At 41.2% G+C, this 16,428-nt stretch carries 14 protein-coding genes; 5 read left to right on the top strand and 9 right to left on the bottom strand.

The window, feature by feature from the left end; translation table 11 throughout:
- The first annotated feature begins 2 nt into the window (after positions 1 to 2).
- From BG00_RS07300 to serA, 3 genes are read left to right on the top strand one after another with little or no spacing between them, the layout of a single operon-like run.
- Positions 3 to 599, top strand: coding sequence for a 5-formyltetrahydrofolate cyclo-ligase (locus BG00_RS07300; protein ID WP_036981561.1), 597 nt, complete (start codon positions 3 to 5; stop codon positions 597 to 599).
- Positions 600 to 652: 53 nt separating this feature from the next.
- Positions 653 to 1,306 carry a ribose-5-phosphate isomerase RpiA gene (gene rpiA / locus BG00_RS07295; RefSeq protein ID WP_013465690.1) on the top strand — a complete coding sequence of 218 codons (654 nt, stop codon included), beginning with the start codon at positions 653 to 655 and terminating at the stop codon, positions 1,304 to 1,306.
- Between the two features lie 9 nt (positions 1,307 to 1,315).
- Positions 1,316 to 2,545 (top strand): phosphoglycerate dehydrogenase, encoded by a 1,230-nt coding sequence (gene serA / locus BG00_RS07290; protein ID WP_028833921.1) that lies wholly within the window; start codon positions 1,316 to 1,318, stop codon positions 2,543 to 2,545.
- A 92-nt stretch (positions 2,546 to 2,637) separates the two neighbouring features.
- Here serA and BG00_RS07285 read toward each other — a convergent pair whose 3' ends face one another.
- Both BG00_RS07285 and radA read right to left on the bottom strand, forming a co-directional pair.
- On the bottom strand, positions 2,638 to 3,570 hold the full coding sequence (locus BG00_RS07285) for a hypothetical protein (protein ID WP_036981560.1): 933 nt from the start codon (positions 3,568 to 3,570) through the stop codon (positions 2,638 to 2,640).
- 45 nt (positions 3,571 to 3,615) lie between these two features.
- Entirely contained in the window at positions 3,616 to 5,037 is a 1,422-nt protein-coding gene (radA, locus tag BG00_RS07280; protein ID WP_051498234.1) for a DNA repair protein RadA, read from the bottom strand.
- A gap of 348 nt (positions 5,038 to 5,385) precedes the next feature.
- Between radA and BG00_RS07275 the strand changes: the two genes are divergently transcribed.
- A complete protein-coding gene (locus tag BG00_RS07275; RefSeq protein WP_036981558.1) occupies positions 5,386 to 7,866 on the top strand; it encodes a PilZ domain-containing protein in 2,481 nt (826 codons plus the stop codon).
- Here the strand turns inward: BG00_RS07275 and serB are convergent.
- A complete protein-coding gene (gene serB / locus BG00_RS07270) occupies positions 7,863 to 8,888 on the bottom strand; it encodes a phosphoserine phosphatase SerB (RefSeq protein WP_036981557.1) in 1,026 nt (341 codons plus the stop codon). The genes BG00_RS07275 and serB overlap by 4 nt on opposite strands.
- A 142-nt stretch (positions 8,889 to 9,030) precedes the next feature.
- Here serB and BG00_RS07265 point away from each other — a divergent pair, with 142 nt between their 5' ends.
- A complete protein-coding gene (locus tag BG00_RS07265) occupies positions 9,031 to 9,651 on the top strand; it encodes an AhpA/YtjB family protein (RefSeq protein ID WP_036983393.1) in 621 nt (206 codons plus the stop codon).
- Here the strand turns inward: BG00_RS07265 and BG00_RS07260 are convergent.
- The 6 genes from BG00_RS07260 to BG00_RS07235 all read right to left on the bottom strand — a co-directional run.
- Positions 9,618 to 10,385, bottom strand: coding sequence for a TatD family hydrolase (locus tag BG00_RS07260; RefSeq protein ID WP_036981556.1), 768 nt, complete (start codon positions 10,383 to 10,385; stop codon positions 9,618 to 9,620). The genes BG00_RS07265 and BG00_RS07260 overlap by 34 nt on opposite strands.
- Before the next feature lie 12 nt (positions 10,386 to 10,397).
- Positions 10,398 to 11,036, bottom strand: a complete 639-nt coding sequence (pdxH, locus tag BG00_RS07255) for a pyridoxamine 5'-phosphate oxidase (RefSeq protein ID WP_036981554.1) — start codon at positions 11,034 to 11,036, stop codon at positions 10,398 to 10,400.
- A gap of 553 nt (positions 11,037 to 11,589) precedes the next feature.
- Positions 11,590 to 13,332, bottom strand: a complete 1,743-nt coding sequence (argS, locus tag BG00_RS07250) for an arginine--tRNA ligase (protein WP_036981552.1) — start codon at positions 13,330 to 13,332, stop codon at positions 11,590 to 11,592.
- A gap of 62 nt (positions 13,333 to 13,394) precedes the next feature.
- Positions 13,395 to 14,984 (bottom strand): peptide chain release factor 3, encoded by a 1,590-nt coding sequence (gene prfC, locus BG00_RS07245; RefSeq protein ID WP_036981551.1) that lies wholly within the window; start codon positions 14,982 to 14,984, stop codon positions 13,395 to 13,397.
- Between the two features lie 255 nt (positions 14,985 to 15,239).
- Complete coding sequence (locus BG00_RS07240; RefSeq protein WP_036981549.1) at positions 15,240 to 15,887, bottom strand: LexA family protein; 648 nt, start codon at positions 15,885 to 15,887, stop codon at positions 15,240 to 15,242.
- 143 nt (positions 15,888 to 16,030) lie between these two features.
- Positions 16,031 to 16,428, bottom strand: a 398-nt coding sequence (locus BG00_RS07235; protein WP_253861357.1) for an alcohol dehydrogenase catalytic domain-containing protein, incomplete at its 5' end; no start/stop codon positions are given.

The following is a 16,428-nucleotide window of genomic DNA, read 5'->3' as shown; positions in this document are numbered from 1 at the left end:
TAATGAGCAATAATCGCGCACAAATAAGACACGATATTCGTAAAGCACGTAATAACCTATCAAAAAACCAGCAAGAAATAGCGGCCCACTCGCTTAAAGTGAATTTTATTCAATATTTAAAAAGCATGAACTCGGCCAAAAAAAGCAATATCGCGCTTTATTTAAGCAATGATGGTGAATTAGATACCTCATTGTTAATTAATGAATTATGGAGCATTAAACAGCATGTTTACTTACCTGTAATTCACCCTTTCAACGGGGCTAATTTACTATTTCAACGATATGAAAAAAACTCACCCATGAGGGCAAATCGCTATGGTATCTTGGAGCCTAAGCTGAACTGCTCTCAAATATGCCCATTGCCAGCGCTTGATTATCTACTTATGCCACTTGTTGCATTTGATAAATTTGGTAATCGCCTTGGAATGGGGGGTGGGTTTTACGATAGAACCTTGGCACGTTTATACGAACAAGATTGGCAACAACCACAACTTATTGGCCTAGCACACGAATGCCAACAAGTGGATAAGCTCCCAATTGAATCGTGGGATGTGCCTCTTAAAACTATTATTACACCCAATAAAACCTACTGTTGGTAACAATTAATCTTGTAAACTAACAGTCTATTTTTGACATAAATGAGCACATAGCAATGACACAAGATGAATTAAAAAAAGCAGCTGCATGGGCTGCACTCGAGTTTGTAAAAGAAAACACCATAGTGGGTGTTGGTACAGGCTCAACCGTTAATCATTTTATTGATGCTTTAGGCACAGTAAAAGACACCATTGTTGGTGCAGTATCTAGTTCAGAAGCGTCTACAGCACGTTTAAAAGAACTTGGTATAGAAGTATTTGAGCTAAATGATGTTGATGCTCTGGATGTGTACGTTGATGGCGCAGATGAAATTAACGCTCTAAACGAAATGATTAAAGGCGGTGGTGCAGCACTCACCCGTGAAAAAATAGTAGCGGCAGTGGCTAAACAGTTTGTGTGTATTGTTGATGACACCAAACTAGTCGATACCTTAGGGGATTTCCCTCTTCCGGTTGAAGTTATTCCGATGGCGCGCAGCTATGTTGCCCGCGAATTATTAAAACTTGGTGGCGACCCTGTGTATCGCCAAGGTGTTGTAACCGATAACGGCAACGTTATTTTAGATGTACATAATTTAAAAATTACCCATGCTAAACAGCTTGAAACACAAATAAATCAAATTGTTGGCGTAGTCACCAACGGCCTATTTGCAGAGCGCGGTGCTGATAAAGTGATTATCGGCACAAAAAATGGGCCACAAATTAAATAGGATATGGTTATGAGTAAGGTATCGTTAGCAAAAGACAAAATTAAAATTCTCTTGCTTGAAGGTGTTCATCAAAGCGCTGTTGAAACGCTAAAACGTAACGGTTATAGCAATATCGACTACGTTAAAACATCGCTACCTGAGGACGAGCTTATTGAGCGCATTAAAGATGTGCACTTTGTGGGGCTGCGTTCTCGTACTCATATTAATGAATCGGTATTAAATGCAGCTGAAAAACTGGTTGCTATCGGTTGTTTTTGTATTGGCACCAACCAAGTAGATTTAAACGCAGCACGTGAACGCGGTATTGCCGTATTTAACGCTCCATTTTCTAATACTCGCTCTGTAGCTGAGCTTGTACTTGGCGAAATACTACTTTTATTACGTGGTATTCCACAGCGAAATGCCGCTGCGCACCGTGGTGGCTGGTTAAAAACAGCCAATGGCTCGTTTGAAGCGCGCGGTAAAACCTTAGGTATTATTGGCTACGGTCACATTGGTACTCAGTTGGGCATTATGGCTGAAAATATTGGTATGAACGTGGAGTATTACGACATTGAAGACAAACTGTCTTTAGGTAATGCGACACAAGTACATAACTTAACGCAGCTATTGCAACGCGCTGATATTATTAGCTTGCACGTACCTGAAACACCGCAAACTAAAAACCTGATTGGCACGGCTGAATTGGCGGTAATGAAGCAAGGCTCTATTTTAATTAACGCTTCACGTGGTACTGTCGTTGATATTGACGCCCTAGCAGAAGCGCTAACAGAGAAAAAACTCAGCGGCGCAGCAATTGACGTATTCCCAGTTGAACCTAAATCTAACGATGAAGAATTTATCTCGCCACTGCGTGAATTCGACAACGTTATTTTAACGCCGCATATAGGTGGCTCTACTCAAGAAGCACAAGAGAACATTGGTATTGAAGTAGCGGGTAAACTCGCTAAGTACTCAGATAACGGCTCAACTATTACTGCGGTTAACTTCCCTGAAGTATCATTACCAGAGCTTGCTAATCGCAGCCGCTTGTTACACGTGCATCACAACCGCCCTGGCGTGCTAACGCAAATTAACCAAGCGTTTGCTCAGCACGGTATTAACATTGCCGCACAGTACTTACAAACCGATGAAGCAATTGGTTACGTGGTTATTGATGTAGACACAGATCACTCAGAAGTCGCACTTAAAGAGCTCAGTGCAGTTGAAGGTACAATTAGAGCGCGTATTCTTCACTAACTATCAGCTAAAATAATAAAAGCCGTACTTGAATAATCAAGTACGGCTTTTTTGTTTTAAATTGAATCCTGACGGCTTATAACTTACCGCTGTTATTTGCCTTTAACTTCTAAATTTATAAACTTAACCAGCTCTTCGGGTTGCCCTGCTAACATCATTAGTTGCTGATTCACTTCCATCATAGTTTTACCTTCAGGCAGTTTTGCAGACACACTAAACGAATTTAGTCCTTTAGCAAAATCAGTTAACGCCTTGGCTATTTCTTCGGTCACAGGTGCTTGTTGAAGCTGTTGATCAAGCATTGTTTGCATTTGCTCTAACGTCATACCTTGCTTTGCCAACTCGCTTTCTAATAAGCCTTTAAGATCACCTTGGTTATTAACAACTAAGCTAACATTACGTGGCTCTAGCTTACTCATTGCTTGCATAATCATTGTTTGCTGCTGTAACTCTTGCTCATAAGTAAATGGCGTACTGCCTGCAGCTTGTTGAGCCTTACTGATTTCAAGTGAAGCGTCCATAAGCGCTTTAGAATTAGCAAGCCCCATGTCCATATCAATACTAGCAATATCATTAGCTTGCAGCTTAACAATAATATCACTGTTACCTGATTGCTCATCGTAATCTAATGAAGAGTGTAAATCATAACTGGCTGAGGCAAGTTGTGTATTTGTATCTGCAGGCAGTGTATCGACAAAGCTTTTATCAAATTGAAAGTTTTTAAACGTAAAAGCAGTATGTGGCGATATTTTATCGGTTTCGTAGCCTGTCACTTCAACATGCTCAACCGTGGCAATTTTATCGCCCTCAGGGCTAGTCACTTCAATATTACTAATGGCAACACTGTTTGAAATAACACTCGCCGATAGCTCTGCGTAGTTAAAACTAGCACCTGTTTGTTCGCTGACCAAGGCCAACTGTTTATCAACCTCAGCACGTACCTCTTGTGTTGCAACATAGTTTGCATAGCTCACGCCACCCACACCTGCAGCAATAATCGCGGCTGCAATCACTAATTTTTTCATGTCATTTCCTTATTAAACTCTTTATATAAGTGGCTTTAAGCAAGACTAACATTGAGAACACGCATCGTTAAGCACTTTTTGTTTGTTAGTTAAACTCAGTAGCTCGTGCACTGTTTTAACTGGCGTTATTTTAGCACCCAGCCCTTCCATCGATTTATGGTAGTTACGAAATGGGATAAATATTTCAGTAAACCCATGTTGCGCCGCTTCTTTAACACGGGGTACACCACTGTCGATTGGACGCACATCTCCGTTTAAACTTAGCTCCCCCATAATACAAGTGGTTCGAGGTACAACAAACTCGTTCAAGCTACTTAAAAGTGCAGTAACAAGCGCTAAATCAATACAGGTTTCTGATTCATCAATTTTTAGGCCGCCCACAATATTAAAAAACGTATCGTGGAATATTTTAGTTTTGGTGTGTTTACGTAAAATACCGGTGAGCATTTTAATCCGGTTCATATTTAAACCAACACATACTCGCTGTGGAAATTCTGCTTCTGTTTCAGTGGTTAAACATTGAATTTCGAGTAGTAAATTACGATTACCTTTACGAATACAGGTAATCGTCGACCCCGGTGATTCAGTGGTTGAACCGGATAAGAAAATTTCGCTGGGGTTATCCACACTGAGCATACCGCGTTCACACATTTTAAAAATGCCCACAGTATCTATATCACCAAAGCGATTTTTATTAGCACGTAGCGTACGCACTTGACCATCGTTGGTATCAATATGTAACAGTGCATCAACAATATGCACTAATGTTTGCGGGCCAGCTATTTCATTATTTTTATTTACGTGAGCAATAATGAACATAGTGACATCGTTTTGCTTACAATATTGGGTTAGCGCTTGAGCGGCACTTTTTACTTGCGAGGGTGAGCCAGGGCTACCATTAGCGGTGTCGGTGACCACGGCTTGAATAGAGTCGATAACGGCAAACTTAATTTTGTTTTTATCCAGCTCTTCAATAATGGTTTCAACACTGGTTTCAGAAAGTAAATAGAGCTCATCTTCGTTATAGTTAAGTTTTAAACGGTTTACTCGGTTTTTAAACTGCGACAAAGACTCCTCAGCAGTACAATAAAGCGATGGCATGCGCTGAGACATTCTTGCCACTAAATCCGATAGTAGCGTGGTTTTACCCGCCCCCGGATCGCCAGAAATAATATTAACCGAGCCGGTGGTTACACCGCCGCTTAAAACACGGTCAAGTTCGCCAATTTCAGTAAGCTGTTTTTCTGCCTCTGAGGTTGCTACTTCATTAATTTTTTTAGAGCCACCGCCAATACCACCGGCGTAGCCACCGACACTTGCACGAGCTGCTACTTTTTTGCTTTGCCCTGCAGAAGGTTTAAACTCTGCTAATGTGTTCCACGCACCGCAGCGACACTGACCTTGCCAGCGTTGATAGTTCATGCCACATTCTGTACAAACAAACTCTACTTTTGCCGCTTTAGCCATTTAAAACCTTACCTACTATTCTTTATTTTGAAATATTGACTGTTAAGCGCTTATTTTGCCATTGCTGGCTTTACCTTAGCAACAACGCCTTGTGGAATAGCGCATTTAGTATCACACTATACTGATGTAGTTTCATTTAACCTGCTTTAGGGCATGCTTCTTGCTTTAAAGTACTAATAAAAACGTGCCAACTAATTGGCTCATAACGAATAACAATAAACACAAAGTATAGTTACGCATAATATCGTGGTCGCATTTAACTACTTTTCGATATTAGATTCATTTAATTCTCTAATAAATGATTGCAACAGTATACCTACTTTTAAATTAGACGGTGATGATTTATAAATGGCTGAAGACGTATTGCTCAAGCATGAAGCGCTTGTAAATGAATTAAAACAGTATTTGGGAAATGCTAAGTTTGATCTCATTTTCAAGTCAAAAACCGCCGAGTTAAGCAAACCCGAGCAGTTTTTAATAAAAATGGAAATGTCGCGTTTATCTCAGCCGATAGACCGCTTTATTGATCTACGTGGTTTAGTTACCGGTCAAGTAAAACCATATGAGCATAACGGTAAACAACACTTTATGGATGACACCGCCATTGAAGTATTCGAAGCAGCAATAAAACAACATAAAGGCTACACCCTTGCCGTGTACGAAGCGGTGATGAACACCGAAAATAATTTTCGTGTTTTACAGCAAAAATCAACGACCACCCCGCCTAAAATAATTGAACCATCACGCGAACTACCCACCGATGTAATTAAGTTTGCGGCTTATGAAAGTCGTAGCGAAGAGCGAATGAATTACTCAATTAAAATTACTATTGAGTACGATGAGCAAACAAAAATTGAAGCAAGTACTTCTGATATTTCACTCAGTGGCTGTAAAATTAAGTTGGCATCCCGCTATAACTTAAAAAAAGGTCAGCTTATTGTTATGCACTTAGTTGGCCTTGAACAAGATTTTGAGCTTGGGTTAAAAAATGGGATTGAATACGAAGTGGTTGCGATAGAAAATACCTCGGATGAATTTAATCATATTCGCTTAAAACGCACATTTAAAGAAAACAACACCGCGTTTGACCATTTTTTAGAAAGCTTTATCCATGGCAATAAACGCCGCTACAAAGTGAACTTAGATAACACCCTCGATGCAGTTATTTCTAAAGGCTACGAGCAATATTATATTCCTAGGGTCAATTCGCTATACGTTTTTATAAGTCAAAAAAACGGTGTTTATTATCCAAGCCTAAGTTTAACTACTGAAAACAGCCTGTTTATTCAACGTTACTTTACCGATGAGCGCAAAATATCCTGCCTATACAGTGTGTTAAACCATGAGCGTATTCGTAACTTGGCACTAAAACCTGTGGCTGTAAAAGAGGAATATTTATATACCTTTACCCATGTCTCTGCAGGAAAAATTTACTACTATTCAGCCACTCGTTCAGAGCTTGAGCAACATGCACAATTAAAAGCGTTATTTTTTGGTTTTGGTAGCCGAAGAGACAGTTGGCGCTGCTTTAAATTACAATTGATGCCAAGCCATACTGAAGATGCTTATATTCCTTTATCTTTACCTAACTCTTTGGGTAAAGATATTGAGAAACTTAATAAACCGCCTTCACCACGTGTTGAAGGCGCCATAAAAGACGTAAAATATTTAATGCTACTTACTCAAGTAGGTAATAAGCATGAACAACAGCATTATCAACAGTATGAATTTGATAAAGCCTTGGCCAATAAATTGAAATTGTTTGGCCACAGTAAGCATGCATCACCGCCGGAGCTAAATACCGTGCCGTTAGAGTACGTGAACCTTCGTTCTAATAAGCGTTACCTTTATAAAACCAGCGTCGTTATTAACACCCGCGACTCAGTGCTGCATGGCCACACTCGGGACTTTTCAGTCTTTGGTTTGCAACTAGAGTGTAATCAAGAAGTAAACTTTAAAAAAGGCGATATCGTGTCGCTGTCATTCCCTGATTTACAAAAAATCACCAAAAGTTATTCATTAAGTCTTATTCAATATGAAGTAATGGCGGTGAGTAAATCGTTAACCACGATTAATTTAAAAGCACATGTAGAGAAAAAGTCGCCTCATACTGGGGTCGATTTTTTTACTCTTTTAATTGACAGCAATAAACAAAAATTAAAAATAGCAGAAGAGTCACCTAAAGTACCAGGGCTTTCTACTGCACTTAGAAATATGGTAACCAAAACACTTTGCCAGTTCCCAATATATTTACATAAATCAATGGCTCACTTTGAAATTGGCGCCATGGGATTTGGTTTATATCCAAGCCCTCTGCATGTTATTTTACAAAATTTTTCGCTGCTAAATACTAAAACAGACTTATCAAATATTATTACTAAAGCGCACATTACTGATGTGATCACCCCGAATATTAAAGAGCGCTCTCGCCAAGACTCGCCATTAGAATTTAGTTTGGTGATTAACTTCGATCCTAAAAAAGAAAATATAGCCGATGCAATTACCAGTCAGTGTATTTTAGGCACCGACTGCAGCGAGTTTAAACAGCAAGTAAGTAAAGGGCTGAAGTCTGAGCTGGTTTTTATAATGCGTTTATATATTTCACGTACTGGTCGACTCGATACTGACTACTTAGCAAGTGAGCTAAAATACGTTAGCCAATACGCAATTCACAAGGCTAAAGACTTAGAGGATGCCTTGTGGTCAGTATCGGGAGTTGGCGATATTATTGATGTAAGTGACGAAGCCCTTGTACATTTATCGCTCAACCAACAACAGGTTGAGCAAATGTCTAGGCGAAAACTAATTTGGTTAAACCGTTTACGTTAACCCTGAGATGGATTTAGCGGAACCGCCAACATATACAGCAGTTGTAATAACGAGCCTTGGCAAATAGCCGCTTGGGCTTGTTCAACTACTTTAGGTTTGCCATGCACAGCAACGCCTAATCCTGCTTGAGCCATCATTTTTAAATCATTTGCGCCATCACCAATGGCAACTGTTTGCGTTTTTTCAAGGCCTAGTTTTTGTTGAAGCGATTCTAAAATAACCGCTTTTTGCTCAGCATCAACAATACCACCTAACACTTTACCTGTTAGTTTATCGTCTTTAAATTCTAATACATTGGCATGCACTTCATCTAAATTAATTAACTCTTGTACACGCTCTGCAAACGGCACAAACCCGCCTGATGCAATCGCTAAATACCATTGGTGGCGCTTTAAAATTTGACACAACGCTTTAATACCCGGCATTAAAGGCAGTGCACTTTTAAGATCATCAATTAAGCTCTTTTCAATGCCTTCAAGCTTGGCAACGCGTTGGTTTAAACTCTCACTAAAATCAAGCTTGCCTGCCATTGCCTGCGCAGTCACGCTGGCAACCTCGTCATATACATTAGCTAAACGCGCAATTTCATCAATGCACTCAATAGTAATGGCTGTTGAATCCATATCCATTACCAATAATCCTGGTTTTTTTAAATTAGGGGGATTGGTTACTTGCACTAACTGACACGTCAAGGTATTTGCAAAAGCTTGAAGTTCAAGTGGGTTTATTGCCTGCTCTGTATTTTCTATATAAAAACATAATGCCGGAGATAACCCTAAATCTGGCTGGTATTGACAAATAGCCGTTACTTTTTGCTGGTGAGCCGCAAAGAACTCAATCATGCTATTGATATGCACCATACTAAAATCGCCTGCAAATGCGATACTAAAAAGCCCTTGGTTTCTGTTTGGTGTTGTATTTAGTGGTGCAAATACGCCCTTTTGATAGCTGAACCATTTATTTAGGGTAAGTTGTGATAATGGTTGCTCAGCGCTGTGCTGTGCCATGTTCGCGTTCGACATGGGATCTCCGTTTATATTTCCTGACATTTAGCGCATTGATGATAAGGATATAAGATACAAAATTCGCCATCAGGGTGGATTTAAGGTTATAGTGTAGTTGTAACATCAAATCAAAATGCTGTCAGCAGCATATACGGTGACTATGAAAAATAACCATCTTAAAAATCCACTTACAGCCTCGCAAAAAAAGCGTTTAGTCCGTTTGCTATTGGCCGCTAGCTGCTTTGTGTTATTAAGCTGGGTGGGTATAAATAGTAGCTTTCAAAGTCATCAACTGCTTTACGATAATGCCAATAGCGCAGCTAAATCTCTCACTCAGTTTATGGCACTGAATGCTAAAAATCCGCTGATAGAAAAAAACAAGCCGCAACTGACCACCTTATGCAACAATATCAGTAAAGATGAATTTGTACTCTCGGCCACTATTTATGACAAACAAGGTGTGGTACTTGCGAGCAGCGATAATTGGCAATCGCATCATGTGTATGGCTTATTACCTGACTCATCACCGGGTATTAGTAAGTTAAAAACGCCTTTTGTTGAGCAAGTTATTTCAGACGACAACCGCCCGATTGGCTTTGTATCTATTACCTATTTAACCCGTGCTGCGGTATCGGCTAGCCATAATCACTTTCATGATTTAGGTCGCCAAGTGCTACTTATGTTAGTGATTGCCTGTATTTTTACTTGGCAATTAGGCCGAGGATTAAAGCGCTGGCAAGTAAATCGTTATATACAAAAAACGTCTGAGCATGAATCATAAAGCTGCTCAGCTAATTGAAATTTATCGCTATTTGGTTTTAAACCATAAAGCGCATCAAATACGTTAGGAATATGCAGTGGGGTATTTACCTCCCCTTGATAGCCACTTAGCGGCATTGAAGGTGAGTCAGTTTCAAGCACTAAATGCTGCGGCTCAAGCTTTGCTATAACTGCACGTGTTTTAGCTGCACGCTCGTAAGTTATAACCCCACCGACTCCAAGTTTAAAACCCTGCTTTATATAATAGTGCGCTTGTTGAATTGAGCCTGAAAAAGCATGGATCACACCGCCGTTTTTTGGCCTACAACGCTTAAACGACTGCGCAATTAAATCATGGCTTTGCCTGTGATGAACAATTAGCGGTAAATCAAGCTCATTAGCAAGCGCTGTTTGCTGCTCAAACAAAAAGGTTTGTTTTTCAAGATTTTCGATACTGCGATCGAGACCGCACTCACCAATAGCCACCAGCTGTGCTTTATTTGCTTTAGCAAAATTAAATAATGACTCTAAATGTGATTGTTGGTGTTGCTCTAAAAAGTAAGGATGCAGCCCTGCCGCTATGCTGACTTGTGGGTAGGTTGCTTTAAACCCTAGTAGGTTTTGAGATTGCGCCAAGCTAATACCTGGCACAATAAATTGGCTAACGCCCTTTGCTACACAGGCATTAATAAGTGATTCGCGGGTTGCGTCAAACTCACTAAAATCAAGATGGCAATGCGAGTCTATAAACTTCAAAAAACTAGCCCACTACGGATTTAAGCGCGTTATTTGCCAGCTATTATCGGCCTGACGCTGATACATAAAGCGATCATGTAGACGGTGCGCTCCGCCTTGCCAAAACTCGATTTTTTGCGGCACAACACAATATCCGCCCCAAAAATCAGGGAGTGGTATTTCACTTTTGGCAAACTTGTTTTTCATATTGGCAAAGGTTTCCATTAACACTTTGCGCGACGACACCGGGCGGCTTTGTTGCGACGCCCAAGCGGCTAATTGACTTTCTTTTGGACGTGATAAAAAGTACTTAGCCACGGCTGACGTTGGAAGCGGCTGCGCCTCACCATACACAATCACTTGGCGCTCCATGTGGTGCCATGGAAAGTGCAAGGAAATTTTATTATTGCCTTTAAGCTCTTGTGCTTTTCGTGAACCGGTATTAGTAAAAAACACAAAACCGTTATCATCTAAATGCTTTAGCAGCACAATACGCTGTGAAGGCTGACCAGTGTCATCAACCGTAGCGACCACCATTGCTGTAGGGTCGGGTAAATTACTGGCAACAGCATGCTCAAGCCAGGTTTCAAACTGCTTAAACGGATCATCAAGCAAGTTGTCTTCACTGAGCGCATCTTGCAGGTATTCACGGCGGATGTCTTCGAGTTTCATAAACAAATCCTTCTCTGTTTATTAAAGCGTATGTGGGTAAGTTAAGGTCAGGCTGTTAATCGTTATAAGAGCAAAAATAAAAATGTTTTGTTTAATGTTAGTTTAGTGTTGGGTTTCGTTTCACTCAACCCAACCTACGGTGCTATCAGCTACAAAATTGATTAATTTACAAAAGTTCGTCAAGTAAAGCCTAAAATCATCTGCAAGTGTAGGAGTGCTAGCAAGGCGGTAAAACTATTTATGTCAAGGAGCATACGGTTTGTATGTGACTTAGGCTAAATAGTTTTACCAACGCAGCTAAAGCGAACTACACGCAGCAGACGTTCACCTAAGTAGTTTAGCCTAAGATAAGGCATCCATCCCTACTTATCCCTATGAGCATACGTAGTTGTATGTGATTAGGGTCAACTATTTAGTGCCAAGCTTCGCATCTGCAAGTGTAGAAGTGCTGACAAGGCGAAGTGCTTTTTTACGCCAAAGAGCATACGTTTTTGTATGTGACTTAGGCTAAAAAAGCACGACAACGCAGTCAAAGCGAACTACACGCAGCAGATTACATTTGCTCCATGACTTCGATGCCTAACAGATCTAAACCCGTTTTTAGCGTATCTGCCACTAAATTACACAGCACTAAACGGCTATCACGTACGCTTGGCTCTACCCCTTCTTTAAGTACTGGGCAAGCTTCATAGAATGTCATGTATAAACTAGCTAGTTCGTATAAGTAACCACATAATACGTGCGGTGTGGCTTCATTGATCATCAGATCAAGCACTTCTTCAAGCTGAAGTAGTTTAAGCGCTAGCGCTTTTTCTTGCGGCTCTGTAATAGCTACATCAGCATTTAGCGCAGCGGCATCTACACCTGATTTACGGAAAATACTGCGAACACGCGTATAAGCATATTGTAAGTAAGGGGCTGTTGCGCCTTCAAAGCTTAACATGGTGTCCCAGTTGAAGATGTAATCGCTGGTACGATGCTTAGAAAGGTCAGCATATTTAACTGCGCCAATACCTACTTTACGCGCAATTTCACTGCGCTCATGTTCTGATAAGTCAGATTCACGCTCTGCAAGTTTTGTTGCTGCACGGCTAATCGACTCTTCAAGTAAATCAGCAAGTTTTACTGTACCACCTGTACGAGTTTTAAATGGTTTACCATCAGCGCCCATCATGGTGCCAAATGGACAAAACTCATAGCTTGTTTCATCACGTAATAAACCGGCTTTACGCGCAGTTAGCTCTACTTGATTAAAGTGAAGACTCTGGCGTGCATCAACAAATATTAAAATACGATCTGCGCCTAGTTTGTTGGAACGGTAATCACACGCTGCTAAGTCGGTAGTTGCATATAAAAACCCGCCACCTGATTTTTGCACGATAAACGCCGATGGCTCACCATCTTTATTGGCAAGTTCATCTAAAAATACGACTTGTGCGCCTTGCGACTCTACAGCTATGTTTTTATTTTTTAATAAGCTAATAATATCGTTAAGCTCACTGTTGTAAGCACTTTCTGCCATAATATCGTCTTGCGTAAGTGTTACGTTTAGACGCTTGTAAACTTCTTCAGAGTGCTTTACAGACGTGGCGATGAATAACTTCCACAGTTTTTCACAGTGTGCATCGCCACCTTGTAATTTAACAACGTAATCACGGGCTTTATCAGCAAAGCCTTCTTCATCATCAAAGCGCTTTTTCGCATCACGGTAGAAGGTTTCTAAATCAGCAAGCGCTACCGACTCTAAGTCTACGCCTTGGCTAATTTGATCTTCTAAATGCGCAATTAGCATACCAAACTGTGTGCCCCAATCGCCCATGTGGTTTTGGCGAATGACTTTATCGCCTCTAAATTCAAGCGCACGTACAATGGCATCACCGATAATGGTTGAACGCAAATGGCCTACGTGCATTTCTTTTGCAAGGTTAGGCGATGAATAATCTACCACAACAGTTTGCGGTTCAGCGTGCTCGTTTACAGACAGTTTTGCATCGCTATTTGCTGCTTTTACACTGTTGGCCAAAAACTCAGGCTTTAAATGAATATTAATAAAACCTGGGCCGGCAATTTCTGTTTTTTCTGCAATGTCAGTTACATCTAGATTATCAATAATTTTTTGTGCAAGCTCGCGTGGGTTGCTTTTCATTTTTTTAGCGGCGCCCATTGCACCATTAATTTGATAATCACCAAATTGTGGACGTGTGCTTTGTGTAACTGCTGGGTTTGTGTCTTCAGGCAAGCCTGCTGCAATCATAGCGGCAATGGCTTTTTCTACTAAGATGGTACGAATGTTCATTATATTATTTACCTTTGTAAGCCCGCTAAAGCTGGCTTTCAGTTAACTTTAGTCAGTCAATTCTAGTTTTCGCGCGTATGGCTAAATGTTACGTCTGGGTAACGTTCTACCGATAGATTAAGGTTTACACGGCTCGGCGCTATGTAAGTTAGGTTATCGCCACCATCGAGTGCTAGGTTGCTTTCGCACTTGCGTTTAAACTCTTCAAACTTTTTAACATCATCACAGTGTACCCAACGCGCAGTATTTACGTTTACGCCTTCATAAATTGCATCTACGTTGTACTCTGCTTTTAAACGCGCTACAACCACGTCAAACTGAAGCACACCTACCGCACCCACTATCAAATCGTTATTAATAAGTGGTCTAAATACCTGAACTGCACCCTCTTCAGATAGCTGTACCAGTCCTTTTAATAGCTGTTTTTGTTTTAATGGATCGCGCAGACGAATACGACGAAATAGCTCAGGGGCAAAGTTAGGAATACCACTAAATTTTAGCTTTTCGCCTTGCGTAAAGGTATCACCAATTTGGATTGTGCCGTGGTTGTGTAAACCAATAATGTCGCCCGCGTATGCATCAGCTGCGCGCTCACGATCGCCTGCCATAAAGGTTACCGCATCAGAAATGCTTATTTGTTTACCTATACGCACATGGTTCATTTTCATGCCTTGGCTGTATTTACCTGATACGATACGCATGAAGGCAATACGGTCGCGGTGTTTAGGGTCCATATTGGCCTGAATTTTAAACACAAAGCCGGTAAAATTTTCTTCTGTTGCAACAACTTGGCGATCATCTGTTTCGCGCGGCAATGGTGTTGGTGCCCACTGCGTTAAACCATCAAGTACATGGTCTACACCAAAGTTACCAAGGGCTGTACCAAAGTACACAGGCGAAAGTTCACCCGCTAAAAACAGCTCAAGATCAAACTCGTTAGAGGCACCTATTACTAGCTCTAGTTCTTCACGTAATTGTTCAGCGAGCTCTTCACCAATGGCAGTATCAAGCTCTGGGTTGTCAAGGCCTTTAACTGTACGTACTTCTTGAATAGTATGACCTTGGCCTGTTTTGTATAAAATCGCCTCGTCATTATGAATGTGGTAAACACCTTTAAACTCTTTACCACAACCAATTGGCCACGTAATAGGCGCACAAGCAATATTTAGCTCTGTTTCTACTTCATCTAGTAGCTCCATTGGGTCACGAATATCACGGTCACACTTATTCATAAAAGTAACAATAGGCGTGGTTCGTAGGCGAGTAACTTCCATTAATTTACGGGTACGGTCTTCTACACCTTTGGCGGCATCAATAACCATTAAACACGAGTCTACCGCGGTCAATGTACGGTAAGTATCTTCTGAGAAGTCCTCGTGCCCAGGGGTATCAAGTAAATTAACTAGCGCATTGTTATATGGAAACTGCATTACAGAAGTAGTAACCGATATACCACGCTCTTTTTCCATTTCCATCCAGTCAGACTTTGCATGCTGATTAGAGCCACGGCCTTTTACAGTACCGGCTTTTTGAATCGCCTGTCCGAACAAAAGTACTTTTTCGGTGATGGTTGTTTTACCAGCATCCGGGTGCGAGATGATAGCAAAGGTCCTTCGCTTATTGATTTCATTAAGAAAATCTTGGTTTGCCATGTATAAATTCTTTTAGTTTGTACACGGATTTGTACACACTTTTGGAAGTACTCTCTTTCAGTTCTTCGCTTGTCAAATCCGTCGTGTTAATCGTAATTGGCCACTATTTTCGCTGATCTTGACTTTATAAACAATCAATGGTTATCTAATCGGTTACCATTTACTCTCAGCGTGCGCCAATGCTCAGTTGTAGCTGTTTGCAATCGTTGCTTCTTCAGCTCATGAACAACTGTGGCTAAACCACAAATTCCTTCGCTACCAAAAATCGATGATAGCTTGTCGTACTACACCAATGATAGTGCAGTTGCCGTTGATCGGTATTGCAGGGTATTGAGGGTTCAAAGGTTTTAGGTACTTCTGTTCACCGTCAATGACCAACTGCTTAAAGGTTGCTTCTTTCGAATCATCCAAACGCGCAACAACCAATGAACCTGAAGTGCAAGGTAACTCAGGATCAACAACGATCACTGCCCCCTCAGGTATGGATTTTTTCCCGCTTGGACTTTCCATACTGTCGCCTTTTACGCGAAGTGCGAAACAACCCTCATGTGCTTTTCCAGTGACTTCACGCCACTCTTCAGCATCTTCATGGGTAAATCCCTCCGCTATTTCAGTCCAATCACCGGCCTGAACCCAGTTAATGAGAGGAATTCTTCCCTTAATGTCAGGCCCAACTTCTACATTACCGACCCCCAAGCCAATCTCGCCATCACCAGTGGCGAGCCAATGAGCATTCACGCGAAGCGCTTCCGCGATCTGCATGGTGTAACGAGACCTAGCCGATTTACCAGAGCAAATCTGGCTGATCGACTGCTGTTTGATACCAATGCGACGAGCCAACTCAGACTGAGTCACCCCAGTAAGCTGCAAGGCATGGTTTAATCGTTCGGATAAAGTTTTCATAAGCCCGTATTCTACAAATAAAACTGTAGCCTTTCAACAATTTTAACTGTTGACCAATCTACAGTTTAAACTGTAACACTCGATCTTGTAACAGTTATTATTGTAACAGGTGACGGTATGGAAGTGTTCAACATGTTCTTAGATTATGAAACCGCTCGATGTAAAAAAATATATCGGCACAATGACCGACAGCACTCATGCTCCCCAAAAGCGCCATAAACTGTTAGGTACTGCATCCAAGCTGCTGCGCCTTCAGCAAAGGTTAGCCCTGCTGGTTTGAGTGCTACATATTCACTTGGTACGACAAGCTCTTCTGCGTAGCAGCCGTTCTGAGAAAGCCCCATCTGAGGGACAATACAAACCTCTTCCCCAAGGCGTAAATGATTTACCTCTTCCCCGACTTCAATGACTACCCCGGATGCTTCATAGCCGATTCGTAAAGGGAAGTCGGCCTCTTCTATAGTGGCCTCGCCTAAACATGGCATCAGCACGATTGAGCCTAAAAACTTTGACCGCAATACGTACATCAGTGGCCTGCAAA

The sequence above is a fragment of the Pseudoalteromonas sp. SCSIO_11900 genome, assembly GCF_000576475.1.
Taxonomy (GTDB): domain Bacteria; phylum Pseudomonadota; class Gammaproteobacteria; order Enterobacterales; family Alteromonadaceae; genus Pseudoalteromonas; species Pseudoalteromonas tetraodonis.
This window is presented reverse-complemented; position numbering and strand designations above follow the sequence as displayed.

Excerpts from the sequence above, each read along its gene's own strand:
- BG00_RS07300 (WP_036981561.1), top strand. The coding sequence starts at position 3 with ATGAGCAATAATCGCGCACAAATAAGACACGATATTCGTAAAGCACGT.
- rpiA (WP_013465690.1), top strand. The coding sequence starts at position 653 with ATGACACAAGATGAATTAAAAAAAGCAGCTGCATGGGCTGCACTCGAG.
- serA (WP_028833921.1), top strand. The coding sequence starts at position 1,316 with ATGAGTAAGGTATCGTTAGCAAAAGACAAAATTAAAATTCTCTTGCTT.
- BG00_RS07285 (WP_036981560.1), bottom strand. The coding sequence starts at position 3,570 with ATGAAAAAATTAGTGATTGCAGCCGCGATTATTGCTGCAGGTGTGGGT.
- radA (WP_051498234.1), bottom strand. The coding sequence starts at position 5,037 with ATGGCTAAAGCGGCAAAAGTAGAGTTTGTTTGTACAGAATGTGGCATG.
- BG00_RS07275 (WP_036981558.1), top strand. The coding sequence starts at position 5,386 with ATGGCTGAAGACGTATTGCTCAAGCATGAAGCGCTTGTAAATGAATTA.
- serB (WP_036981557.1), bottom strand. The coding sequence starts at position 8,888 with ATGTCGAACGCGAACATGGCACAGCACAGCGCTGAGCAACCATTATCA.
- BG00_RS07265 (WP_036983393.1), top strand. The coding sequence starts at position 9,031 with ATGAAAAATAACCATCTTAAAAATCCACTTACAGCCTCGCAAAAAAAG.
- pdxH (WP_036981554.1), bottom strand. The coding sequence starts at position 11,036 with ATGAAACTCGAAGACATCCGCCGTGAATACCTGCAAGATGCGCTCAGT.
- argS (WP_036981552.1), bottom strand. The coding sequence starts at position 13,332 with ATGAACATTCGTACCATCTTAGTAGAAAAAGCCATTGCCGCTATGATT.
- prfC (WP_036981551.1), bottom strand. The coding sequence starts at position 14,984 with ATGGCAAACCAAGATTTTCTTAATGAAATCAATAAGCGAAGGACCTTT.
- BG00_RS07240 (WP_036981549.1), bottom strand. The coding sequence starts at position 15,887 with ATGAAAACTTTATCCGAACGATTAAACCATGCCTTGCAGCTTACTGGG.